The sequence below is a fragment of the Pseudarthrobacter sp. CC4 genome (assembly GCF_048957775.1).
In the GTDB taxonomy this organism is placed as follows: Bacteria; Actinomycetota; Actinomycetes; order Actinomycetales; family Micrococcaceae; genus Arthrobacter.
This window is the reverse complement of record NZ_JARCCZ010000009.1, coordinates 67,261-90,327: the sequence shown is the minus strand read 5'-3', so window position 1 is coordinate 90,327 and position 23,067 is coordinate 67,261. Positions and strand designations below refer to the sequence as shown.

19 protein-coding genes and 3 pseudogenes are annotated in these 23,067 nt (G+C 61.6%); 9 read left to right on the top strand and 13 right to left on the bottom strand.

Features of this window, described 5'->3' with window-relative positions; all coding sequences use genetic code 11:
• Positions 1–4: 4 nt before the first annotated feature.
• Positions 5–1,033: an ornithine cyclodeaminase gene (locus PV768_RS07665; RefSeq protein ID WP_421092708.1), complete on the bottom strand. Its 1,029-nt coding sequence runs from the start codon at positions 1,031–1,033 to the stop codon at positions 5–7.
• A gap of 164 nt (positions 1,034–1,197) precedes the next feature.
• Positions 1,198–1,629: an Lrp/AsnC family transcriptional regulator gene (locus tag PV768_RS07660; protein WP_311216728.1), complete on the bottom strand. Its 432-nt coding sequence runs from the start codon at positions 1,627–1,629 to the stop codon at positions 1,198–1,200.
• 201 nt (positions 1,630–1,830) lie between these two features.
• Here PV768_RS07660 and PV768_RS07655 point away from each other — a divergent pair, with 201 nt between their 5' ends.
• Together PV768_RS07655 and PV768_RS07650 are read left to right on the top strand one after the other, a co-directional pair.
• Positions 1,831–3,564 (top strand): ABC transporter ATP-binding protein, encoded by a 1,734-nt coding sequence (locus PV768_RS07655; RefSeq protein WP_421092707.1) that lies wholly within the window; start codon positions 1,831–1,833, stop codon positions 3,562–3,564.
• On the top strand, positions 3,561–5,579 hold the full coding sequence (locus PV768_RS07650; protein WP_421092706.1) for an ABC transporter ATP-binding protein: 2,019 nt from the start codon (positions 3,561–3,563) through the stop codon (positions 5,577–5,579). The genes PV768_RS07655 and PV768_RS07650 overlap by 4 nt, the downstream gene beginning before the upstream one ends.
• A 22-nt stretch (positions 5,580–5,601) precedes the next feature.
• On the opposite strand, the gene PV768_RS07645 is transcribed toward PV768_RS07650, so the two are convergent.
• The 3 genes from PV768_RS07645 to PV768_RS07635 form a co-directional block, all read right to left on the bottom strand.
• Complete coding sequence (locus PV768_RS07645) at positions 5,602–6,225, bottom strand: NADPH-dependent F420 reductase (RefSeq protein WP_421092705.1); 624 nt, start codon at positions 6,223–6,225, stop codon at positions 5,602–5,604.
• 5 nt (positions 6,226–6,230) lie between these two features.
• On the bottom strand, positions 6,231–7,442 hold the full coding sequence (locus PV768_RS07640) for an FAD-dependent monooxygenase (protein WP_421092704.1): 1,212 nt from the start codon (positions 7,440–7,442) through the stop codon (positions 6,231–6,233).
• Between the two features lie 109 nt (positions 7,443–7,551).
• A complete protein-coding gene (locus PV768_RS07635; protein ID WP_323058260.1) occupies positions 7,552–8,931 on the bottom strand; it encodes an MFS transporter in 1,380 nt (459 codons plus the stop codon).
• Positions 8,932–9,063: 132 nt separating this feature from the next.
• On the opposite strand from PV768_RS07635, the gene PV768_RS07630 reads away from it, so the two are divergent.
• Both PV768_RS07630 and PV768_RS07625 read left to right on the top strand, forming a co-directional pair.
• Positions 9,064–10,047, top strand: a complete 984-nt coding sequence (locus tag PV768_RS07630) for a LysR substrate-binding domain-containing protein (RefSeq protein WP_421092703.1) — start codon at positions 9,064–9,066, stop codon at positions 10,045–10,047.
• 158 nt (positions 10,048–10,205) lie between these two features.
• Positions 10,206–11,252 (top strand): annotated as a pseudogene (locus tag PV768_RS07625) (ABC transporter ATP-binding protein); the annotation flags it as partial.
• 113 nt (positions 11,253–11,365) lie between these two features.
• Here PV768_RS07625 and PV768_RS07620 read toward each other — a convergent pair.
• Complete coding sequence (locus PV768_RS07620; protein WP_421092702.1) at positions 11,366–12,034, bottom strand: hypothetical protein; 669 nt, start codon at positions 12,032–12,034, stop codon at positions 11,366–11,368.
• 215 nt (positions 12,035–12,249) lie between these two features.
• Positions 12,250–12,885: a hypothetical protein gene (locus PV768_RS07615; protein WP_421092701.1), complete on the bottom strand. Its 636-nt coding sequence runs from the start codon at positions 12,883–12,885 to the stop codon at positions 12,250–12,252.
• A 12-nt stretch (positions 12,886–12,897) separates the two neighbouring features.
• On the opposite strand from PV768_RS07615, the pseudogene PV768_RS07610 reads away from it, so the two are divergent.
• From PV768_RS07610 to PV768_RS07600, 3 genes and pseudogenes are all read left to right on the top strand, one after another.
• Positions 12,898–13,271 (top strand): annotated as a pseudogene (locus tag PV768_RS07610) (homocysteine S-methyltransferase family protein); the annotation flags it as partial.
• A gap of 155 nt (positions 13,272–13,426) precedes the next feature.
• Positions 13,427–13,922: pseudogene (locus tag PV768_RS07605) on the top strand (LLM class flavin-dependent oxidoreductase); the annotation flags it as partial.
• Between the two features lie 461 nt (positions 13,923–14,383).
• A complete protein-coding gene (locus PV768_RS07600; protein ID WP_421092765.1) occupies positions 14,384–14,647 on the top strand; it encodes a DUF3953 domain-containing protein in 264 nt (87 codons plus the stop codon).
• 218 nt (positions 14,648–14,865) lie between these two features.
• Here the strand turns inward: PV768_RS07600 and PV768_RS07595 are convergent, their stop codons facing one another.
• From PV768_RS07595 to PV768_RS07580, 4 genes are all read right to left on the bottom strand, one after another.
• Positions 14,866–16,041 (bottom strand): hypothetical protein, encoded by a 1,176-nt coding sequence (locus PV768_RS07595; protein ID WP_421092700.1) that lies wholly within the window; start codon positions 16,039–16,041, stop codon positions 14,866–14,868.
• An 81-nt stretch (positions 16,042–16,122) separates the two neighbouring features.
• The gene (locus PV768_RS07590; RefSeq protein ID WP_421092699.1) at positions 16,123–16,911 is read right to left on the bottom strand and encodes a hypothetical protein; all 789 of its coding nucleotides are present in this window, start codon (positions 16,909–16,911) and stop codon (positions 16,123–16,125) included.
• A gap of 20 nt (positions 16,912–16,931) precedes the next feature.
• The gene (locus PV768_RS07585; protein WP_421092698.1) at positions 16,932–18,227 is read right to left on the bottom strand and encodes a TIR domain-containing protein; all 1,296 of its coding nucleotides are present in this window, start codon (positions 18,225–18,227) and stop codon (positions 16,932–16,934) included.
• A 224-nt stretch (positions 18,228–18,451) separates the two neighbouring features.
• Entirely contained in the window at positions 18,452–19,066 is a 615-nt protein-coding gene (locus PV768_RS07580) for a hypothetical protein (RefSeq protein ID WP_421092697.1), read from the bottom strand.
• A 427-nt stretch (positions 19,067–19,493) separates the two neighbouring features.
• Between PV768_RS07580 and PV768_RS07575 the strand changes: the two genes are divergently transcribed.
• Both PV768_RS07575 and PV768_RS07570 read left to right on the top strand, forming a co-directional pair.
• On the top strand, positions 19,494–20,006 hold the full coding sequence (locus PV768_RS07575) for a GNAT family N-acetyltransferase (RefSeq protein ID WP_421092696.1): 513 nt from the start codon (positions 19,494–19,496) through the stop codon (positions 20,004–20,006).
• Positions 20,007–20,243: 237 nt separating this feature from the next.
• Complete coding sequence (locus tag PV768_RS07570; protein ID WP_421092695.1) at positions 20,244–21,119, top strand: alpha/beta fold hydrolase; 876 nt, start codon at positions 20,244–20,246, stop codon at positions 21,117–21,119.
• Between the two features lie 133 nt (positions 21,120–21,252).
• Here the strand turns inward: PV768_RS07570 and PV768_RS07565 are convergent, their stop codons facing one another.
• Together PV768_RS07565 and PV768_RS07560 are read right to left on the bottom strand one after the other, a co-directional pair.
• Positions 21,253–21,747: a GNAT family N-acetyltransferase gene (locus PV768_RS07565; RefSeq protein WP_421092694.1), complete on the bottom strand. Its 495-nt coding sequence runs from the start codon at positions 21,745–21,747 to the stop codon at positions 21,253–21,255.
• A gap of 169 nt (positions 21,748–21,916) precedes the next feature.
• A complete protein-coding gene (locus tag PV768_RS07560) occupies positions 21,917–23,008 on the bottom strand; it encodes a glycoside hydrolase family 15 protein (protein ID WP_421092693.1) in 1,092 nt (363 codons plus the stop codon).
• Positions 23,009–23,067 lie beyond the last annotated feature (59 nt).

The following is a 23,067-nucleotide window of genomic DNA, read 5'->3' as shown; positions in this document are numbered from 1 at the left end:
CGGGCTAGCCGACCGGGGAGAGCGCGCCCACCAGGCCGAAGAGGTCTTTGGGATCCTCCGGGTTTGCGACCAGGTCGATCTCTTCGAAGAAGTCGGATCCCTGGACCGCATCCCGCACATAGCGGAGGGCGGAGAAGTCCTCGATGGCGAAGCCGACAGAGTCGAAGATGGTGACCTGCTCAGGCGTTGACCGCCCGGCAGCCCCTCCGGCCAGGACCTGCCAGAACTCGGTCACGGCAAAGTCCGCCGGCATCTGCTGGATCTCGCCTTCGATTCGGGTCTGCGGCGTGTACTCCACGAACACCTCGCCGAGTTCCAGGATGGCGGCGTCAAGTTCGGTCTTTCCCGGGCAGTCCCCGCCGATGGCGTTGATGTGGACGCCGGGGCAGATCATGTCTGCGCTGAGGACAGTGGCGTTGGCCTTGTCCGCGGTACACGTGGTGATGACGTCCGCACCCTGGACGGCGTCGGCCGCAGAGGACGCAATGTGGACATCGAAACCCAGCGGTGCCGCATTGCGCAGCAGCTTCTCCATGGCGGCCTGGTCAGTATCCCAGACCCGGAGGGTGGTTATCCCCAGGGCGGCCTTGAACGCCAAAGCCTGGAACTCCGACTGGCTTCCCGTGCCGATCATGGCCATCACGGAGGAGCCGGGGCGGGCAAGCCTTCTGCCAACCATGCCGGAAGTGGCTGCAGTCCGCAGGGCTGTCAGCAGCGTCATCTCCGTCAGGAACGTGGGGTATCCGTTGTGGACGTCTGCCAGCACTCCGAATGCGGTTACTGTCTGGAAGCCTCGGGCGGGGTTCGAGGGGTGACCATTGACGTATTTGAAACCGTAGGTCTCGTGGTCGCTCGTAGGCATGAGTTCAATGACGCCAAACGGGGTGTGGCTGGCCACCCGGGGAGTCTTATCGAAGGATTCCCAGCGGCGGAAGTCGTCCTCAAGGTAGTCCATCATTTCCGAGATGATGGTTTGCGTTCCCGTGCGGGCCACCCAGCGAACCATGTTGTGAACATCCACAAAACGCGTCATTGCGCTCCTTCTTCCGTGTGAACCATTAGTGTCCTCACGGTATTCGGCGCCGATAAGCGCCCACAATGAGCAAAGCGCGTACCTTTCGTCAGATGCTTATGCATTTTGCCAGGTCATTTCTGGCATTGTGCAAGATCATGCACTCAACGCTCCGCTCGGGGCCCCTACCTGAGCACCGAACTGAGCAGCAGGCTTGTTTCACTGTTGAGCACGCCATTGACCGCACGGATCCTGCCAAGGACATCGTCGAAGCCGCTGAGGTTTTCGGTGGCCAGTTCCGCTACGAGGTCCCAGCCGCCGTTGGTGGTGTGCAAGGCGCGGATTTCCGGAAAACCGCGTAACTCCCGTATGACGTTGTTGGCAGACCTGCCCTCGACCGCGATGAGCGTGATGGCGCGAATTGTCAGTGGATCTACTTCGTCACGGACCCGTGCCGTAAAGCCCACGATGGTTCCAGAGGCGAGCAGGCGTTCAAGGCGGCTATTCACGGTAGCCCTCGCCACTCCAAGCCTGCGCGACAGGCTGGCCACAGACTCCCGGCCGTCCTCGCGGAGGGCAGACAGCAGCCTGCGATCAAGATCAGTGAGGTCAGTCATGTACAGAACGTATAACGATGGTTTGCAATACGCGCATTCTGGGAGGCAAGACGCAAGCCCTGATGTTCCCTGCAGGATCAGCAAAATACGCCCTCCGAGAACCAGCCCGGATTCTCCTGCATCGGCACGGCCTGTTCCCAGCCTCCGGACGTAAACTGACCTTCGCACCACCTCTTGTGGACACTGTGTCAGGAGCCGCCCATGCTCTGGAAGCTGCTTGTTGAATACCTGCGGCCGCACCGGCCGCTGCTCGCCGTCGTCGTGGTTTTCCAGCTGGCGCAGTCCATTGCGTCCCTGTACCTGCCCACGCTGAACGCGGACATCATCGACGAGGGCGTGGCCAAAGCGAACATCGGCTACATTCTCAGCCTGGGCGGCGTGATGCTGGCGATCACCCTGCTGCAGATCGTGTGCGCGGTGATCGCGGTGTACTTCGCGGCGAAGGCGGCCATGGGCGTGGGCCGGGACCTTCGGGGCGCGATCTTCAAACGGGTGGGGGAGTTCTCCGAGCAGGAAGTCACCAAGTTCGGCGCGCCCAGCCTCATCACACGGTCCACGAACGACGTCCAGCAGGTCCAGCAGTTGGTCCTGATGTCCGCCACCATGCTGGTCACCGCCCCCATGCTCAGCGTCGGCGGCGTGATCATGGCCGTGCGGCAGGACGTGCAGCTGTCCTGGCTGATCGCCGTCGCCGTCCCGGTGCTGCTGGTCGCCGTCGGCCTGCTCACCGCCCGGATGGTGCCGCTGTTCCGCAAGATGCAGAAGCGGATCGACACCGTGAACCGCGTCCTCCGCGAGCAGCTCACCGGCATCCGCGTGGTCCGCGCGTTCGTCCGCGAGGACATCGAGACCGGCCGCTTCGCCCAGGCCAACGAGGACGTCACGGACACCGCCCTCCGTGCCGGCCGGCTGATGGCCCTCGCGTTTCCGGTGGTGATGCTGGTGCTGAACGTCTCCAGCGTGGCCGTGATCTGGTTCGGCTCGTTCCGCATCCAGGACGGCTCCATGCAGGTGGGCACGCTCATCGCGTTCCTGAGTTACCTGATCCAGATCCTGATGTCGGTCATGATGGCCACGTTCATGGCCGTGATGATCCCGCGCGCCGCCGTCTCCGCGGACCGGATCGGCGAGGTGCTGCGCACCGAGTCCAGCGTCCGTCCGCCACGGAACCCCCTGAGCAGCGAGGTCCGCCGCGGCGAGCTGGAAATGCGCGACGTCGGATTCGCCTACCCGGGTGCCGACCAGCCCGTCCTCTCTGGCATCAGCTTCACCGCCCGGGCGGGGCAGACGACGGCGATCATCGGCAGCACCGGGTCCGGCAAGACCACCCTGGTGAACCTCATGCCCCGGCTGTTCGACGCCACCAGCGGCTCGGTCCGGATGGACGGCGTGGACGTGCGGGAGCTGCACCCGGACCTGCTCTGGGGGCACATCGGCCTGGTCCCGCAGCGGCCCTACCTGTTCAGCGGCACCGTGCGCAGCAACCTGCTCTACGGCAAGCCGGACGCCACCGAGGACGAGCTCTGGACCGCGCTGGAAATCGCCCAGGCCCGGGACTTCGTGGAGCGGATGGAGGGCGGCCTGGATGCGCCCATCAGCCAGGGCGGCACCAACGTCTCCGGCGGGCAGCGGCAGCGGCTGGCCATCGCCCGGGCCCTGGTGAAGCGGCCCGAGCTCTACATCTTCGACGATTCGTTCTCCTCGCTGGACACCGGCACCGACGCCCGCCTCCGCCAGGCCCTCAAGCGCAGCACCGCCGGCGCCACGCTGGTGATCATCGCCCAGCGCGTCTCCAGCATCGTGGACGCGGACCAGATCCTAGTGCTCGACGGCGGCAGGATCGTGGGGCGCGGAACGCACAGTGAGCTGCTGGAGACGTCGGAGACGTATCACGAGATCGTCTCCTCCCAGCTCGCGGCGGAGGAGACGGTATGAGCCGCCAGCCCTCTCCCGCAGCCGGCACCAAAGCCGCACCCGCCTCCGCACCCGGCGGCGCCGCCGTCGTACGCATTCCCCGTCCCATGGGCGGGCCGGGACGCGGCGGGCCGTTCGCCGGGATGAACGTCCCGGCGGAGAAGGCGATGAACTTCTGGCCGTCGGCCAAACGGCTGCTGGGGAAGCTGCGGCCGGAGCGGGCGTGGCTGCTGCTGGTGTTCGTGACGGCGGTGGCCGGGGTGGCGCTCTCGGTGACCGGGCCGCGGCTGCTGGGGGAGGGCACCAACCTGATCTTCGCCGGGGTGGTGTCCCGGGAGCTGCCGGCCGGGGTGAGCAAGGAGCAGCTGATCGCGCAGCTGCGGGCGTCCGGGGAGGGGCAGCGCGCGGACATGCTCAGTGCCATGGACCTGGTGCCGGGGCAGGGGATCGACTTCGTCGCGCTGGGGAACGTGCTGACGTGGGCGCTGGTGCTGTATGTGCTGTCGTCGGCGTTTATGTGGGTGCAGGCGTATGTGCTGAACGGGGTGGTGCAGCGGACGGTGTTCGGGCTGCGCGGGGAGATCGAGGCGAAGATCCATCGGCTGCCGCTGCGGTATTTCGACTCGATCCAGCGCGGTGAGCTGCTCAGCCGGGTGACGAACGACGTGGACAACATTTCCCAGAGCCTGCAGCAGACCATCAGCCAGGCGGTCACGTCCGTGTTGACGGTGCTGGGTGTGCTGGTGATGATGGTGATCCTCTCGCCCACGCTGGCGCTGATCGCGCTGGTGACCATCCCGCTGACGCTGGGCATCACGGCGCTGATTGCCAAGCGCTCGCAGAAGCTGTTCGTGGCGCAGTGGAAGAACACAGGTGAGTTAAATGGGCAGATCGAGGAGACGTACACCGGGCATGCGCTGGTGAAGGTGTTCGGCCGGCAGCGCGAGGTGGAGGAGCGGTTCCGGCAGAAGAACGCGGAGCTGTATGAGGCGAGCTTCGGGGCGCAGTTCATTTCCGGGCTGATCATGCCGGCCATGACGTTCATCGGGAACCTGGTGTACGTGGGGATCGCGGTGGTGGGCGGGCTGCAGGTGGCGTCCGGGGCGATGCAGCTTGGTGATGTGCAGGCGTTCATCCAGTACTCGCGGCAGTTCACCATGCCGCTGGCGCAGCTGGGGTCCATGGCGAACGTGCTGCAGTCGGGGGTTGCCTCGGCGGAGCGGGTGTTCGAGCTGCTGGATGAATCTGAGGAGTCTGTGGAGCCTGCGCCTTCTGCCGGGCCGGTGTTTGGTCGGGGGCGGCTGGTGTTCGAGGATGTGTCGTTCTCGTATTCGCCGGACAAGCCGCTGATTTCTTCGTTGTCTTTGGTGGCGGAGCCGGGGCAGACGGTGGCGATTGTGGGGCCCACCGGGGCGGGCAAGACCACGCTGGTGAACCTGATGATGCGGTTCTACGAGCTGGATGCCGGGCGGATAACGCTCGACGGCGTGGACGTCACCTCGGTGCCCCGGCGCGAGCTGCGCTCGCGGCTGGGGATGGTGCTGCAGGATACGTGGCTGTTCGGCGGGACCATCCGGGACAACATCGCGTATGGGCGGCCTTCGGCCACTGAATCTGAAATTTTGGAGGCGGCGCGGGCGACGTACGTGGACCGGTTCGTGCGGTCACTGCCTGACGGGTACGACACGGTGCTGGACGACGAGGGCGCCAACGTGTCCGCGGGGGAGAAGCAGCTGCTGACGATTGCGCGGGCGTTCCTGGCGCGGCCCTCTGTGCTGATCCTGGATGAGGCGACGTCTTCGGTGGACACCCGGACCGAGGTGCTGGTGCAGAAGGCGATGAGTGCACTGCGGTCCGACCGGACCTCCTTTGTCATCGCGCACCGCCTGTCCACGATCCGCGACGCCGACCTCATCCTGGTAATGGAGGCCGGCCAGATCGTGGAGCAGGGGACACACGCTTCACTGCTGGCTGCCGGCGGGGCTTACGCGCGGCTGTACGAGGCCCAGTTCGCGGCTCCTGCGGCGGAGGTTTGAGTGGCCTGCCGCTCGGGAATCCTCACTGCAGCAGTGCGAATCCGGACTCGTAGCGTGTTTTCCCGATAGCTGCCAATACGATCTGGAGAAAGCCCATTGCCTCAAGTTCCCTCGCACGCGAAAGAGGACCAGCGTCGACCGCCCGGAGTCCTGCCGCTTCGAGGAGGGCCGCGACTGCTATTTTCGCCTCTGCATCGTCTCCGGCGAACAGGACAGTCGTGCGCGTTGTGCCATTGGTGCCGGTGCTGAGCGTGTCGCCGAGATTGACGTTGAACGCTTTCACGACTGTAACGCCCACCGGGAGGGCCTTGGAAAGTTCAACCGCAGTCGAGGAGTCTGATGGGACCAGCAACTCATCGTACGTGGTGAAATCAATGGGGTTGCTGATGTCGATGACCACCTTGCCGCTGAGTCGATCCCGATAGTGCTCAAGTATGTTCGGGTACGCTTCATACGGAACTGCGAGGACGACGAGGTCACCTGTGAGTTCATCGCCGACAAGCCCATAATCCGCATCCGGACGCTCGGCGGACGAGCCAGCCCCCGCCCTGCGCCGGATGATTTGGATACTCGCTCCGGCTCGCGCTGATACTTCGGCAATTGCTGAGCCCATCTTGCCAGTGCCAATGATGCTGATCGATGTCATGCGAACTAGATCCTCCTGAATCGTTTGAGTGCTTTTTCGGCGGCTGCCACCGCGTCGAAGTCGAAGAGCACACTTCGGCGAAAATCGCGTCCTGCGCGCAAATCAGCGTCACGCTTCTTGATGTCCTCAAATTCATTCTGCGCGTCGAATTGTGAGCCGCTTCTGCGAGAGCTGTTCTGCAGGATCGCCGTGCGTTGCATTCGAACGGCGGTGTAGCGCTTGAAGGCTTCGGCAATCTCATCGGCGTCTTCGGCCTCCCTGAGGAAGAAGGCAAGAGTAATGCTGTCCTCGATTGCCTGGTTCACTCCCTGGCCCGCGTGCGGCAGCATGGTGTGTGCTGCGTCCCCAAGCAACGTGACGCGCCCTCGCGACCAATTAGTGAGTGGCTCGTGGTCGTAGAGGCCCCACCAGAAGGTCTGGTCGATGAGCTGGATGAAGTGGCGAAGCTTCGGGTCCCATTTCTCACCCGCAAACTCGGCGGCGAGTTCGCTCACGTCCCCCGGGGCCGACCAGGTTTCCTTGAGCGGCCTGTCACTGGGTACGAACCCGACATAGTTGAACAACTTGCGCTGCTGCAGCGGGTAGCACATGAAGTGCTTTCCCTCACCCATCCATACCTGGCTGATCATGGGCCAGTCATCGGGAAGGAGGGCCGCGTCAAGTACTCCGCGAAACGCTATGAATCCGGAGTAGACGGGGTCGGGGGTTTGCATCAGAGAATCCCGCACCACCGAGTGGATGCCGTCCGCGCCCACCACTGCATCAAACTCATCGTGTACGCCGTTCTCGAATTCGAGGCGGACGCCTGTGTCTAGCGTCTGAATCGACGTCAGACGATGGCCGAGACGGATCGTGTCGGGCGCGACCTCTTGAGACAAAACGTCTACCAGGTCTGGCCTGTACATGCCGACATTTTGATACCGCTTTGCTGAATCTTCCCAAGCTGCTTCGGCTACAACGTTGCCCATGGCGTCCTGGTAGACGCCGTGGCCATCCGGAGTGGCGCCTGCGCGCTTGACCTGTTCAAGCACACCGAGTTTGTCGAGAACGCGCTGGCCATTCGGAGCGACAGTGACGCCTGCGCCCACGTCGCCCAGCCCTCTTGCCTGCTCGAACACCGTGACGTGGGCACCGGCGATCCGCGTGAGGGCAATCGCAGCGGTAAGCCCGCCCAGCCCCCCTCCAATAACCGCGACTCTGGTGGTGTGATTTACCATCGGTTCTCCTCGACTGCATTACGTAATCCTTGAATTTGCCGACCATAAGGGGCCACGACGGCATGGTGAATAGTTCCGTGGACGCCACGGTGGAAGGGGAACGGGGTCGCTACGGCTTCGCCGCAAGCTCCCTGTGGGCCACGTTGGGGGCGAACATCGTTGCGCCGCTGGCCTGCTCGGCTTCGTGGTCCGGGCCGAGCGGGATACCGCGCCGGTCGCGCAGGCACAGCGTCGCCGCGGCCCCGACGAGGGTGGCCACGAGGATATACCAGGAGACCGCAGTCGTGGTGCCGGTGGCCTGCAGCAGTGCTTGGGCGATGGTGGGAGCGAACGCCCCGCCGAGGATTGACCCAATGGCGTAGGGGATGGCCACTCCAGAGAAACGAACGGATGCCGGGAAGATCTCGGCGTACCAGGCTGCCAGAGGCCCGTATGTGAGGCCGAGGCCGATCGAGAGCAGGACCAGGCCGGCGTAGAGGCCGGGTAGCGTCGCGGTGTTGACGAGCCAGAATAGCGGGAAGGCCATCAGTGCCTGTACGGCGAAGCCGATGAGGTGGGTGTTTCGCCGGCCGATCGAATCGGCGAGGCGCCCTGCAATGAGCGTCGCGAAGAACCACACCGCCGAGGCGACCGTGGACGCGATGAGCATCGCCGTAGTGTCTATCTTAAGCTTGCCGGTGGCGTAGCTCTGGAGGAAGCCGCCGGTGGTCATGTAGCCCACGGCGTTATTGCCCACGAACACAAGCGCGGCAAGGATCACAAGGTGCCAGTGACGTTTGAAAAGGACCACAACCGGGGCCTTGGTCTGCTGGCCGCGCTCGGCGATCTCGGTGAACACGGGGCTCTCCTCAACGGAGCGGCGGACAAAGTAGCCGACGACGATGAGCACGATGCTCAGCAGGAACGGCACGCGCCAGCCCCACTCGAGGAAGGCCTGGCCGGGGGAGACGACACCGGTCATGAGGGCCATCAAGCCCGAAGCGAGAAGAAAGCCCAGCGGGACGCCGACCTGCGGCAAGGCGCCAGCGCGACCGCGGCGGTCGGCAGGAGCGTGCTCGACGACCATGAGGACTGCGCCGCCCCACTCGCCGCCGGCGGAGACGCCTTGGAGAATGCGGAGGAGGAGCAGGAGGATCGGCGCCGCGATGCCGATCTGGGCGAAGGTGGGCAGGACGCCGATGAGTGTCGTTGCTACACCCATGAGGATGAGCGTGATGACAAGCATGGCACGGCGGCCGATTCTATCGCCGTAGTGCCCCGCGAGGAACGCACCGAGCGGGCGGAAGAGGAAGGAGATGCCGACGGTAGCGAAGGAGAGCAAGAGCCCGATTTCCTCCCCGGCAGGCTTGAAGAAGAGCTGGCTGAACACGAGCCCAGCGCCCAGCGCGTAGATGAAGAAGTCGTACCACTCGATCGTGGTGCCGATGATCGTCGCGAACGCGACGCGACGTTGCGTGGCGGGATTGCTAACGGAATTGGAAGAGGTCATTGCTGTCCTTGTGAAGTGTGCGGACGATGCTGTTCCTCTATGGTGAGCGAACTCACATCTGCATGTAAATCACAGAGATTTGCAGATAAAGTTCTGTTGTACTTAAGAAGCCCGATCTACGATGAGGTGGCCATGGCCGATGTGAGCCTGAGGCAACTCGAGCTGTTCGCTGCCCTGCCGGACTTCACCACATCCAGTGCGGCGGCAGCCCATCTTCACATCTCAGAGTCGGCGCTGTCCCAGGCCATCACGGGGCTCGAGAGGACTGTGGGGGAGCAGCTATGCGTGCGCCGCAAGGCGCGGGGCCTCGCGCTGACTCCCGCGGGCCAGCACTTCGCAATGCAGGCGCGCCGGATCCTGGCGGACACGCGGGAGCTCGTCCAGGGCGACCGACTGGGAGAAGAGCTGCGGGGCAGTGTCAAGTTTGGCTGCTACGCGAGCTTCGCTGCGAGCGTGGTGCCGGAGCTCCTCGAAGGCTTCCCGCGGAGGCATCCCGGGGTGGACCTCGAGACCACGGTGGGCACCAACGAGGACCTGTTCCCCGCCCTGCAGTCGGGACGCCTCGACGTGGCCATCACATACGAAAGGTTCCTGCCTGCCGGCTACCGTCACCGCAAGGTCTACGCGACCGAGCTCGAGGCCCACCTGCATCCGGACCACCCGCTCGCGGCGGGCAGCACCGTCGATCTCGCCGATCTCGCCGGCGAGCCGCTCATCCTCTACGACGTGAGCCCGAGCACCATCAATATAGTCGAGGCGTTCGCCGCGCGCGGGCTCGAGCCCAGGATCGCGGCCCGGGTCACCCAGATCATCCTCGTCGAGGCGCTCGTGGGCCGCGGCATGGGGTATGGCCTGCTCATGTCCCGGCCCAACGCGCTCCCCATGAGCGTCGAGGGGCGGCCGGTCGCCATCCGCCCATTCGACCCGCCCGTAACCCTCTCCAACGTCGTGGGGATCTGGCCCGAGGACATGACCCTCACGCGACGAGCCTCGGCCCTGCTCGACTATGCGGTCGAGAAGCTCGGCGACTATGGCCGCGCAGGCGTAGTTCAGAGCGCAGCCACCCACGACGTCGCCGCCCCGCCTCATGCGGGCAGCGACGCTTTTCAAGAGTAGGCCTTCAGATCGAATGAGGGATCGGGAAACAAAACGACGGTTTCTGACCGGTTACCGGCAAGCCTCCCGTTTAGGCCTTTGATGCCGTCCTGACCTGCGGCATCAGACTGAACTGTGGGCTGCGAGATGAACGAGTCATTGCCCCTCCTGGGGCAGTAGCGAGTTTCGGGGCGCAGTTCATTTCCGGGCTGATCATGCCGGCCATGACGTTCATCGGGAACCTGGTGTACGTGGGGATCGCGGTGGTGGGCGGGCTGCAGGTGGCGTCCGGGGCGATGCAGCTGGGCGATGTGCAGGCGTTCATCCAGTACTCGCGGCAGTTCACCATGCCGCTGGCGCAGCTGGGGTCCATGGCCAACGTGCTGCAGTCCGGGGTGGCGTCGGCGGAGCGGGTGTTCGAGCTGCTGGATGAGGACGAGGAGTCTGTGGAGCCGGAGCCTTCTGCCGGGCCGGTGTTCGGGCGGGGGCGGCTGGTGTTCGAGGATGTGTCGTTCTCGTACTCGCCGGACAAGCCGCTGATTTCCGGGCTTTCGTTGGTGGCGGAGCCGGGGCAGACGGTGGCGATTTTGGGGCCCACCGGGGCGGGCAAGACCACGCTGGTGAACCTGATGATGCGGTTCTACGAGCTGGATGGCGGGCGGATAACGCTCGACGGCGTGGACGTCACCTCGGTGCCGCGGCGCGAGCTGCGCTCGCGGCTGGGGATGGTGCTGCAGGATACGTGGCTGTTCGGCGGGACCATCCGGGACAACATCGCGTATGGGCGGCCTTCGGCCACTGAATCTGAAATTTTGGAGGCGGCGCGGGCGACGTATGTGGACCGGTTCGTGCGGTCGCTGCCGGACGGGTACGACACGGTCCTGGACGACGAGGGGTCCAACGTGTCCGCGGGGGAGAAGCAGTTGCTGACGATTGCCCGGGCGTTCCTGGCGCGGCCGTCGGTGCTGATCCTGGACGAGGCGACGTCGTCCGTGGACACCCGGACCGAGCTGCTGGTGCAGAAGGCGATGAGTGCTTTGCGTTCCGACCGGACTTCCTTTGTCATTGCGCACCGCTTGTCCACGATCCGCGACGCCGACCTCATCCTGGTGATGGAGGCCGGGCAGATCGTGGAGCAGGGCACGCACGCTTCATTGTTGGCTGCGGGCGGGGCTTACGCGCGGCTGTACGAGGCCCAGTTCGCGGCTCCGGTGGCGGAGGTTTGAGCAACTGAGCGTGCCGACAATATCTGAATCGAACTCTGAAGCTGTTTGGATGGGGTTGAGCCTGAGGCAAGTGCGGATGCAGTTGTAATCACCAGCGTTTGGTCGGTGAGATACTATCCGTCGCACTGGCGTCGGTCTTGCACATTAACCGCACACCTGAAGGTTCGGTGGAAATCACTTACGGCACCTTCGTGTGCTTCTATCTCTGACTGGCTAATCTTGACCTCCGATTGTCCCTCTTCGGGACTGTAGCCACTTCCCAACACAACCTGAGTGAGACGGTTCATTGCGCTAAGTTCCGCTAGACCCCCATGGGGTAGCACTTGATATGTAGCCTCCAAGTACGCGTCATGCAGCTCCTCAACTTCAGCCTTCAGAGCCTCATTAGCTACGTTCTGATTGGCACTCAACTCTATTTTGGCATCCCAGAGTTTATTTTCTGCAACCGAAACGTCGCCCAAGACCGGTCCAATAGCTGCTCGCTGCTCAGCGTTCAATTCCTTTTTCACATCCAAACTCTGAATCCAAAAGGGGACGGCTAGTGCGAGGAGTGAAATCAAAATTGCAGCCCCAGACAGCGCTATCGTCCAAGCATCCTTTGCCGTGGTTTGAGACACAGGAGGACCTGGCAGCACGGTCTTCGCTTCTAGAGCAAGAAGCCTGTTCTCGACGGAAAGCGCTACGGTAGGTTGATTGGTCAAAGTTCCCCCATTGTTGACATGCGACCAGGACTCCTGATTTCTTGCAGTGCCCCAAAGTCGGGCTTCAGAAAGTAGAGCCAAGTACCCATATTACGCTAAAACGAGTTGTGCATTTCCAGCTGAGGAAATCGGGTCGTCAAACCATTCGTTAAGTGAGTGCATCACCTCAACCCGGGTGGAGGCAGGTCAGTCCAACTTATGGCGCGGCCGTGGCAGGGTCGGTCATTCATTTTAACTCCTGCAGGGCGTCAGGAAGTATCGAACAGTTTCGCTTCCTGTGCAATTACGGCCACGAACTAGAGGTCGATCAGCGCCGCATCATCTCCTACCTCAAAGTCATTTTGAGGGATTCCGTTTTCTATCGAGCGTAACTGCGACTGTAGTGACCGTCTCACTTTTTGTATTTCAGGGTCAGTATTTCGCTCTTCGAACTCCTGCAACAGAGTGATGGCATCATCAATTGCGGCAAATTCGCTAAATCGACCAGCCAGGGCAAGTCCCACATCACCGAGTGCCCTGTAGGTGTCGATATCTGGACCATGGTTGCTTATGCTGCGACGTACTATGCCCTCGGCATCCTGCAGTATTGCTTTCCTATCACTCATCTCTAGGTTCGGCAAAGAGCCGGTCCTACGAAGATGGAGCAGTGCGTTGTATCTAGCGAGAACTTGGCCCCCACCCAGCGCTCGTTCGGCCGTAGTAAGTTCATGCTCCGCATCAGCTAACTTGTCATTCTTAAGAAATAGCCGAACGAGGCGCCGTCGAGGCGTTCGGTGATCGGGAATCATCTCAATTAGCTTGTTGAAAAACGCAATTTGGTCCTCAATGTCAGTTAGACGACTGATGCCGTCTTCATCGGCGGCGGGGACAATCGCGGTCTCAAGTTCTATTCGCAGGGTCGGATTTAGCCCTCGGGTGAGACTGTCGATCAAAGAATAGAGTTCGGATTGATCGGTGTCGAAACCAACACCTTCGGCGCCAACTGGTTCAACCTCTCCGACTACGGCATCGATGACCGCATCGAAGAGCTCGCCCGCAAAGGCGCGGAGATCGCCCGCGACCGCGCGGAAGCGGCAGAAAAAAAGACGGCCGGATGTGCTGGGTCCTGTACTCGATGGGCCCGGGCACCAAACTCCCCAGCCTCGGCCACACCAGCTACGACTACCTCAAGCAGACCTTCGCCCTGCAGGCCGAGGGCCTCATCGACGGGGGAGCGGACGCCTTCCTCATCGAAACCAGCCAGGACCTCCTGCAGACCAAAGCCGCGGTCAACGGCTGCAAACAGGCCATCATCACCCGCGGCGTCCGGCTCCCGGTGGCCACCTAGGGATCTCAGCTCGCCGCGTCCATCACTTTCCTGCGACGACGGCATCAACGCCAGCGGCGCCATCCTGGCGTCCGACGGCGGCCCGCCGGGCTCGCCCAGTGCGGTCAAGCCGAGGTCCTCGAGGGTCAGTAGCTTGACACCTATCATCGACGACGTCGGCGGTGTGGGCCCGCGCGAACGGCTTCAACCTGCTTTCCAGCAGTGTGATCTTCCCCGGACGAAGGGCAGGAGCCGGATTTCGCCCTCGTCCAGCAGTCGCAGATCCGAGCGTTCCGGGAAATCGCTGCAGCGTCCGGGCGTGGTTCGGCGCGGGTGTCGCAGGGGCTGGTGGTGATTCCAGCAGATTCTGCGTCGGCGGCCCAGCGGGAGAAATACCAGCGGCATGTGGACGAACGCACGCCCCGCACCTCCGCGCCGCAGGGGCCGCGGGGCATGATGTTCGCCCGGGACCTGATCGGAACGAGCGAGGAGATCGCCGAGCAGCTCTACGCGCACGCCGGGTTCCAGAAGGTGGACGAGGTGGCGTTCGCACTGCCCTTCAGCTTCTACCATGAGGACTACGTACAGATCCTGACGGACATCGCAGGGAAGCTGGGGCCGGCCTTGGGGTGGACTCCAAAAGATGGCAGCGCGGCATCCTAGTCATCATGGTTGCCCAAGTGGGCCGCTGCTCACGACCCGGGACGCGCCTCGCAGGCAGGAGACAGTTCCCCGATATCTGCCCCGGCAGGAGTTGGACCCTAACGAGTGCAATCGCGGGCATGTCCGATCCGTTGCAGCGGACCGCGCTGTTACTCCTGCGGTGGTCTGGTGCAATACGGGACGAGATCCGTCGGCTCACCGCGTGAGCGTGAGCTCACTACTGACGCGCAGCTTCGTGGGTGGCCGCGAGAGGCTGAACGGCATCTAGCTACACATCCCCGAATATGACAGCTGCTAGCTAACCTTGCAGACACCTCCAGCCTTGGTGCAAGTTCGCAACAATCTCTCTAGAGCTAGGGGGCAAAAGCGATTGCGGATTGGTCCTTTCACCTCCGACCAGAGTGAACTGTCATTCTTATCGAGTGAAAAGAGCCGCTGAAGTCTATGGATTATTCCTTTAAATAGTTGGATTTGCGACGCTTGGCGTATTTGGAATATCCGAATTACAGAAACAGGACCCTCGAGGGGTCGCCATACTCGCCCTGCTGGTGAGCGGCCTTGTCCTTACACTCACCCATATTTGGGCTCACAATCGCCGTGTCCGAAAGACACAACGGTTCTTGGTAGGAAGACCATTCCGTGCGCACACTTTCCACACATCAGCGTCGGAAGAGTATGCATATCCTCCAGCGGACGTGCGGGATGCGATCCGGGGGCCGAGGTAGCCATCCCCGTAGACGGCGCTCACTCACCAGCGGCGGACCGCCGCTCAACGCGACACAAGCCCAAAACCAATCCACGGCGGGACCCGGAACAACGACGGTCCCCATCCCCGTTGCAGCACCGTCAAGAATTCAACTACGCTGAAACACAGATGTCTTTTGCAGAGGAAAACCGGAGCGGGCCAGCGAATACCGTGCTGGCCCGCTCATTTTTGGCGTCGTCATGATCTCCAGTCGGCTGGGGTATCAAAAGCATTTCCCCAAAGTGCTGGCGCCTCGGTTGGTGACTCCAGAGGTGGCGTCGGGCCGGAACAGAGCCACTCATCAAACCCTTCCCCAGTCAGTCCGACAGCAGCCCCGAGCACCCACCCCGAAACGGTCGTACGCCAAAACCAAATTATTTTTCCATCGGCGGATCTTCTCATTTCGATGCAGGGATCGGCCGGCAATCCTGCCTGCTGGAAGTCTTTCGCGCGGTAGAGATCCCCAATTATGGCTCGCTGCACGGCCCCATGTTGAGACAGTTGTGCCATTGCCGGGGTAAGTAGCTTTCTCAGCATGGCCCTTGTTTCGCGGAACTCTCGGTTGTCTATTCGCTGGCCTTTCTCGTTTACACCATCAATGCCGGTGTTCTTGGCCTCACGGTCCCGGCGAAGCCGCTGTGCTTCCTGTTGGGCCAACGGCTGTGCCCATTGGACTAAGGCGTGAATGACAGACCAGGTCTTGGCAGAGTTTTCCTTGGTGTCATAAGCAAGCTCGCGTCCATGTGCAATTGCGTGGCGGGACAAGCTTCCCGCCGCTTGGGTTTCTCCTGCGCCCTCCCCGAAGATGGCCTGAAGGGTTGAGAGGCAAGCCTCGATACTGACCAACTGAGTTGGATTGATGAGATTGGCCTTTTGCGGACCCTTCGTAAAGAACTTCTTTCCCGACGACAGATCTATCACCAGCCCCTCAATTTGGGCATGAATGATCGGAATCGAAGCATCGTAGCGGCTGGCCTGGTGATGCTCGTGGGCCTTGCGGAGGAGGCGAGCCCGTTGCCTAAACAAATCGTGGTAGGCATGCTCACCCTCACCTGCCCCCATAACGGAGACACGGGAACACACCTGGCCCGTGAGTCTTCCGTCCTCCCATTGGCCGGCCAGCAAGGCATCTGCCTCAGCAGGGCGACCTGAACGGACCAGAGCGACAGCCGAAGCCACTACCGCCGAATCCATGTTGAACGGCGCCCACCCACGAGGAACCAGAACCTCCAAAGCATCTTCCATAGACCGGAGGAGTTCGACATACTCGTCTTTCCTTGCCGCCATGGACGCGAACTGACCGGCGACTTCTCGGTCCAGCGTTGAAAGCCAGCCGTAGAGGTCCGGCGCTGCATCAATAGCGGCGAACATCATTGACTGCTTGCCGGTGGGATCAACAGCCCGGCGAACCTGCTCTCTGATACTGCTAGTGCTGCCACCCTCAGCCGACTCCACCTAGCCGACCTTCTCATCGTCGGCCGCGGCACGCTTCAAGAGTTCAGGCTTGACTGTTACGAGGTCCTCCTGCGGGTCTCCATTCTCATCCACATAATGAATAGTGAAGTCGACGCCCTCGCTCATGCCATTGTCTGTGGGCTGCCCTTCAAAGTACTTCCCTGAGAATCCGCCGCCGATTCGGCCCTCGAACGGGTCCGGGAAGCGCGGATCATACCCCCCAAAATCGAAGTATTCACTAGGAGCGGTCAATCGCACCTTACTCACGGGGTATGCGTAGTTGTAGAGAGTGTAGTTAACCTGACCACGATGTTCGTGCGGTCGTATCTCCCAGTCCGGCCTCCGCACGGCGGCGCGTTCTGCGGCCACCTCAGCACTACGCTTTGCATAGCCCGCATCGAATTTCAGCCGTTTTGCGTCCCGTTGTTGCTCCGCTGCTAGTCGAGCCTTCGCCCAGCGGTGCTTCCTGACTGTAACGGGGGCGCGGAAGCGAAGGCCAGTAACAAAGTCCCATAGCGCAGCCCAGCGGGCTCTGCCCCTTTTCTGAACGATGGACTTGATCAGCAAGAGCAGAACAACAGCTCCGGCAATCCAGGGGACAGCCCGCCAGAGGAGGCTCCCAATACGCGCGAATATTGCTGTAGGCGGTTCATTTTCTACCGGCTTGACAACGACGTATTCGAATAACACGCCAAAAATCGCTATACCTACGCCTATGAAAATCGGCAGTATGACGGTGTAAAACCAGGACTTCTTGTACCAGGGACGACCCTGTTTTTGGTTGTTCACTTGTGAATCCTCAGGCGACGTCACGCTTCCTCGCCGCTCGTTAGAGCCAGTAGCGAGCGGAAGTCGTGCTGCCCTGCGACGGGCACAGGGAAACTTCCCTCAAAAGATTGGTGATATCCGCGGGCGGTGATGCGCCATTCCGCTAAAACCTCTGAGGCATGGGCAATCAGTACAAAATCATCTCCATCGCTTACCCAAGGTGTCTGTGGTCGAAGGTTGTCCAACTCGACGACCACCTGGACCCCAGCGGGCTCGTTGCGCCAAGTCAGCGGGTAGGAACCCGTAACCACGGGGCCGGGAATGTATTGGTGGATAAATGAGTGACCATGTGGGTTGGAGGCCGGTATGACCGGCGGAATGAGCGAATTAAGGTCAAGGTCATCCAGGTCCTTCTTGTCCAGCCCTGTCGCATTTTTAAAAAGTATGTCAATCCGCACTGACTCTAAGAACTGTTGCTTGGTATTGCTGACCTTGATGACCGGAGCGGCAAGCGTGAAGCTGGCCAGTTCATTCAAGATATCCGGCCACGATCCAATGATTTCCTTCTCCCAGGCCTTTGCTTTCGTTTCGAATGCGTCGGACGTCAGGCGTGAAACTCCTAGCAACGCCCTGGCTGAGGACAAGTTAAGCGAGAACGGCCCGGCTTCCGCGGAATCTTCCTCGACCTCCTCTCGTCGTGCCCTCTCAATCTCGTTTTCGATGAGTTGATCTCTGGCATCCTTGGAGTGCAGGATAATGTGTGCTGCACCATTGAGCGAGACGTCGAACTGTGGTTGGTTAGCCAGTTCTCGTGAAACTGCTCCGGCCGGCTCATGTGAATCACGAACGACCGCTGGTTCTGTATCCGCTGTAGACCGAAGGCCCAACTTCTTGACTCGATCACGGATGGTTAATGCAGGCGCGTTGAGCGCGGCAGTGACGTCGCCATCAAATCGGGGACGATACCTAGCCTGGGTGACTCCTGCCAAGTCCGAGGGAAGTTTTAGATCAAGTCCGTGTGGCTGCACCATATAGGTGCGATCTCTACCAAGGGCCCCGATAAAAAGGCCGAGTTCAAAAATAACGTTGTCGCGGGGTGCCTGGGCAATGGCATCTCTACTGGACACGGTGTCATCAGGACTTAGCACCAGAACAGCGAAGTCAGACGTCTGTGCCTGTCGGATAAGGCCGTCCAGCACATGCTCCCCGAGATCAAACACGCCGTAAGTCCAGATATTGGTTTCGGCCGAGCCGTCAGCCTCCAGGTGCACTGCTAGACGCTGGGCAACATCCTTCCCCTCTGAGGACGATCCAATAAATATTCTGGGCACGCGCATTCTTGTCTCCTGCAGTGGAAAGGTCTGTGATCACTCTAATTGCTGCGGCAGCCCGTCAGCCGCTAGTGAGCGCCCCGGTACGCTATGACGGTAAGACGCCCACTAGCTGGGGAGCATCAGGAACCGGTAAGGCACTACAAGAACGACTGATTTTGAATGTACTTGTATCTGGCGACGGTGCCACGGTGCCGGTTCCTAGCGGACGACTGCGCTTGCCTGGCTTCCTATTTGAACAGCAGTTCCGCTAACACGCGGCCGGGCCATGGGATAGTCATTAGTGCTAACTCGCGAAGGACCTTACGACTGCCGCTCTCGCCTTCGTCGATGTCAGTGTTGATGAGAAGTCCTCGTAAACTTGGTACAGCAGTCCCCTCTACGAGGAACTCTGCCATCCATTCAGCTTTTCGAGGCAAGTGCCCAGGATTGAATCCAATTTGAGCCTTTTCGGTTCCGATGGCCTGCATTGCCATTCCCGGGGAGATGCCGACTGTACTGGTTGTGCGGATCAAGCCCATAAATGTTGCGTCGAGTCCAACCCAGAGCGGCTGATTCTGATCGAAGTGATCTCGGGTGATGTCGTGAGGACCTACATTCTTTAGCCGCAAGGTCACAAGCTGCGGGTCATTCATGGGCATTCCTTTGTATGTGAAGCCGAGGCCTTCCCGTGGCCCTCCATTAGGCATGAGATTTGTGACGTTGTAAGCCAGCAGTAGTCTTCCCCTGCGGTTTCCCCAACGCCGTGCTGCCCAGATGCTGAAGAAGATCGCAGCAATAGCTATGACGCCGCCAATCACGATGCTCCAGAAGGCCAGCCATTCACTGCTCGTCCACTTGTCCATTGGACTATCTTGACCCAGCTCCTGTGCAGAAGACTGGACTTTGCTGGGAGCCGTCGCCAACTGGTTTCAATCGACTGTCTCCGAGCCGCGCGACTGGGCGCTAGGGGAGTCACTGACGCGGGAGCCGGACTTCAGTTGCTCGGCCCTGATTTCCCGGTAGTCAAAAACGATCGTTTGCCAGTGTCGACGACCAAGCACGGAATCCTCACAAAGTGTCATTTTCCGAAGTCGTCTGCACGAAATGTCCAAAGTCCTCTGCACGGCCGCTACTTGTCCGTAAGCGGAACCTTCACCGGGACACCTCCAGTTGGTCACCCGACGGTCCACCGGCTCAACGGTGGAGATTGTGGTGGCGTCCACCGACTTCCCGTAGCCCCTCAGATGCCGCCATTCGTCGGTTTCGCTTTCCTGCGCTACAAATGATTCGATGCAAAGCCCAAATAGGCGCACTCAGCCGCAGTCGATAACGTTCCGCGAGGGAGTCGAATCAGACTTCGCTCCGTGCGCAGAACTTTGGATGCACGCCTTGGCCGTGCGTGACAGAACATCCCCGGATCCGCAAGTGAAGCGCCGAGCGTTGGAAAAGCTCGCTGGCGGAGGAAACGTTCTCTCCATCGCAGAAGGCGCTTCGAGGATCCGTGGGTTTGCTATGGCAACGGACAGCACTCAGCCAGGTGGGGCTCGAACAGCGCACGTCACGCTGATGGCCGTGGACCCAAGAAACCAATCCCAAGGCCTGGGAAAGTCGTTGCTTACAAAACTCACTTACTCGCTTGCGCTTGAGAAATTCACAGAAGCCACCCTCAGAGTCCTGGCTGAGAATCTTCCGGCGCGCAAAATATACGAGAGTGCGGGCTGGCAGCCCACAGATCATGGAGTCTTTGATTCTGGTCGGCCCTATGTCCGCTACGTTCTAAGGCTAAGAGCGAGCACTTCATAACAGATACGGGAACGGTGTTCCCTGCAAACGTTCCTTACAAATTGGTGGCACATCCAGATGTCATCGCAAGCAAGCTCCCGCAGGGGATCCCTGATCGGTCAACCCTAATGAGCCCGGCATTGCGCATGGGGAAGTCAAGGACATCGGCGCCGGCTACATCCTGGAATTCAGTGCCCTTCGACAACATGGCGCTTGAACTCTTCGCCCCTGCCTGAGATGTGTTCGACCTGAGGCGTGTTGGATACGCTGCCTAACCGCGTATCGCTGTGCCGTCGGGCCTTTCGCCAGATGACCTCTGGCCAGATATTTTGCACCGCCCCTTACAGTGAAGTCATGCTGCACTCAACCCGGCAAGGCTCCGGTAAGCCACTCCTCCTGATCCATGGGCTCGGTTCCAGTATTGGTAACTGGAACCCGATAATCCCGGCGCTGGCCGCTGAACGCGATGTCATCGCCGTCGACCTCCCCGGTTGCGGCGAATCCGCGCCGCTGACCGGCGAAACCACCATTGCCACGCTGACCGATGCCGTCGAAGCCTTTATTCGCGAAAGTGAACTGGGTGACCTTGATCTGGTGGGCAGCTCCATGGGTGCCCGCATGGCGATGGAAATGGCACGGCGAGGGCACGCTGGCACCACGATCGCACTGGACCCTGGTGGATTCTGGAATGACCGCCAGGCAGCGATCTTTGGTGCAAGCATCAAGGCCTCCGTCGCACTGGTGCGCCGCATCCAACCGGCGCTCCCCTTCCTCACGGGCAACCCCGTGGGCCGCACGGCCCTGTTGGCTCAGTTCTCCGCCCACCCCTGGAAGCTGCCGCAGGATCTGGTCCTGCATGAGCTTCGCGGGTTCAAGACATCGACCAGTCTGGACCCGGCCCTCAACGCGCTGATTCACGGACCCCGCCAGGAAGGCGCACCGGCCGGTTCACTCAAGGGCAAAGTGGTCATTGGATGGGGGCGGAAGGACAAGGTCACCGTTCCCAGTGAGGCGGCGCGGGCCACGGAGCTGTTCCCGGATGCAACGCTGCACTGGTTCGAAAACTGCGGTCACTTCCCGCACTGGGACCAACCAACGGAAGCGGCGCGCCTGATCCTCGATAGCACCGCCTGAGCTGCGGCTGAGCGCCGGGGCGGAGCCATCCACGTTGAGTTGGCTTCAGAAAGGTGGAACCTGCGACGGCTGGGGATGATGCCCCGGGGCGCGGGAGGCGGTCCGTAGGGGGAACCCTAAACGGTCGCGCGGTCTAAAGGTCGGCTCCGAAGACTGAGCGATGACGGCCGCCGTCGGTTGCCGTGAGCTCGAACGACAGCCCGATCTTTTCAGCGACACGTTGGGAGGCGATGTTTGCGGGGTCAATGATCGCTACCAGATGGGATGCCCCGAGTCCACGGGCGAACTCGCGACAGGCGGCTGCTGCCTCACTCGCGTAGCCCCGGCCTTGGAGGTCGACGCGAACGTGATAGCCGACCTCAAGAGCCAGGGTGCCATTGACCTCTTGCCAGGTGAGTCCACAGTCACCAACAAATTCCCCGTCCGTGGTTTCCACGAGCCAGAGGCCGAAGCCGTGCTCGACGTAGTTCCTTTTGTTCCAATCGATCCAGTCCTGCGCCTGGGCCCGGGTCTTCGGGGAGGGGTAAAACGCCATGACCTCCGGATCGCCTAGCATGGCAGCGATGTTGTCGAGGTCGCTGTCGTCCATCTCGCGGAACCGGAGGCGGCCTGTTTCGGGTGTGTTCACGCGCAAAGCCTACAAAACACTTGGCGGCGGATCCCGTAAGCCGATCCTGCTCCGGACAAGGAGACACACACATAGGTACCTCCGTTTTTAGGAAGACCTCGGCATGGGATCGACGCGCCAGTCTCTGCTCTGTCAGCTGCGGCAGCCGTGAGACGACGTTTCGAGCCGCTCAGGCCGAGCCGCGGCGGCATACGTCGTTGAGTACGACGTGCATCGCATGAGACCACAGCAGCGGCGTGGCGGTCTGGCCCCACTTCGTGCGCCAGAACTGAAGCATGTAGGGCGATTGAACGTGATCTTGCACCTGCTCCGGTAGCATCCCGTCGACCGTGGCGGCAGCTTCGATCCAGTCCAGCATCGCCGCGCCGGTGGCGGTGTCGCCGCGTTGGGTTTGCACCCAGCCAAGGGAGGCGGCCAGCAGGATCCATTCACTACCGCCGTAGAAGGTGTCACCGAGATAGCGACGGACCCCACCACCCGGCACGACCAGTTCCTGCTGGATCCGGGTCACCGTGTTGACGAAGGTGGGGTCGGTCACCTCGATGAGGCCGAACGGCACTGCGAGCCACAGTAGCGAGCCGTCGACCCGCGTGTCACCGGGGAAGCGGATGAAGGCTCCGCCCAGGGTGTGCTCGGGACCAGTGACACGGGCCGTGATCTGGGCGGCGGCGGCGATCGCGGAGTCGTGCCCGAGCATCCGGCCGGCATCGCGGAGGCCGGCCGCCACAGCGGCCAGCGACGAGGTGTGCACGTTGCCCGGGTGTTCCTCCCAGCAGTCGAAGCAGGGCGTTTGACCGGCGACCAGCAAGTAGCGGATGACCAGGTCAGCGGCGGCGGTGAGTGTGTCGTCGAGCAGACCGCCTCGGTTGACGTGATCGGCTAGCGCCCACAGCCAGAATCCGTAGCAGTCCGTTTGGAAGTTGGGCCACTCTTCCGCGTCGCCGGCGCTTGATTCTTCCTCGTGGCCGTCCAGGGTGAACCGGGCGGGCATCATCACCGCGCCGGTGACCGCGCCGTGATGGACGGCCTCGCATGCCTGATCGAACCGAGCGGAATGGTCGAGCAGGGTGCGCGCCACCCACCGATGCCAGGCCCCGGCCTGCTCGTGGTGCCCGGCGACGTCGAGGGCGTACGCACACCACGAACCATCGCGCAGCCACCCGAACTGGTACACCTCATGCTCTGTGCTCGCGGGAATCGAGCCCCATCGAGTCTGCGCACCAACGAGGAGATCAACCGAGCGGGAAGCAGTCAAGGTCATAGCTACAGTGTGGCGGCTGTAGCTGTTGGTTCGGAATGGCGGCTTTTTCACAGTTCGGT

Excerpts from the sequence above, each read along its gene's own strand:
- PV768_RS07665 (WP_421092708.1), bottom strand. The coding sequence starts at position 1,033 with ATGACGCGTTTTGTGGATGTTCACAACATGGTTCGCTGGGTGGCCCGC.
- PV768_RS07655 (WP_421092707.1), top strand. The coding sequence starts at position 1,831 with ATGCTCTGGAAGCTGCTTGTTGAATACCTGCGGCCGCACCGGCCGCTG.
- PV768_RS07650 (WP_421092706.1), top strand. The coding sequence starts at position 3,561 with ATGAGCCGCCAGCCCTCTCCCGCAGCCGGCACCAAAGCCGCACCCGCC.
- PV768_RS07575 (WP_421092696.1), top strand. The coding sequence starts at position 19,494 with ATGCAAAGCCCAAATAGGCGCACTCAGCCGCAGTCGATAACGTTCCGC.
- PV768_RS07595 (WP_421092700.1), bottom strand. The coding sequence starts at position 16,041 with ATGATGTTCGCCGCTATTGATGCAGCGCCGGACCTCTACGGCTGGCTT.
- PV768_RS07645 (WP_421092705.1), bottom strand. The coding sequence starts at position 6,225 with ATGACATCGATCAGCATCATTGGCACTGGCAAGATGGGCTCAGCAATT.
- PV768_RS07630 (WP_421092703.1), top strand. The coding sequence starts at position 9,064 with ATGGCCGATGTGAGCCTGAGGCAACTCGAGCTGTTCGCTGCCCTGCCG.
- PV768_RS07585 (WP_421092698.1), bottom strand. The coding sequence starts at position 18,227 with ATGCGCGTGCCCAGAATATTTATTGGATCGTCCTCAGAGGGGAAGGAT.
- PV768_RS07580 (WP_421092697.1), bottom strand. The coding sequence starts at position 19,066 with ATGGACAAGTGGACGAGCAGTGAATGGCTGGCCTTCTGGAGCATCGTG.
- PV768_RS07660 (WP_311216728.1), bottom strand. The coding sequence starts at position 1,629 with ATGACTGACCTCACTGATCTTGATCGCAGGCTGCTGTCTGCCCTCCGC.
- PV768_RS07560 (WP_421092693.1), bottom strand. The coding sequence starts at position 23,008 with ATGACCTTGACTGCTTCCCGCTCGGTTGATCTCCTCGTTGGTGCGCAG.
- PV768_RS07635 (WP_323058260.1), bottom strand. The coding sequence starts at position 8,931 with ATGACCTCTTCCAATTCCGTTAGCAATCCCGCCACGCAACGTCGCGTC.
- PV768_RS07640 (WP_421092704.1), bottom strand. The coding sequence starts at position 7,442 with ATGGTAAATCACACCACCAGAGTCGCGGTTATTGGAGGGGGGCTGGGC.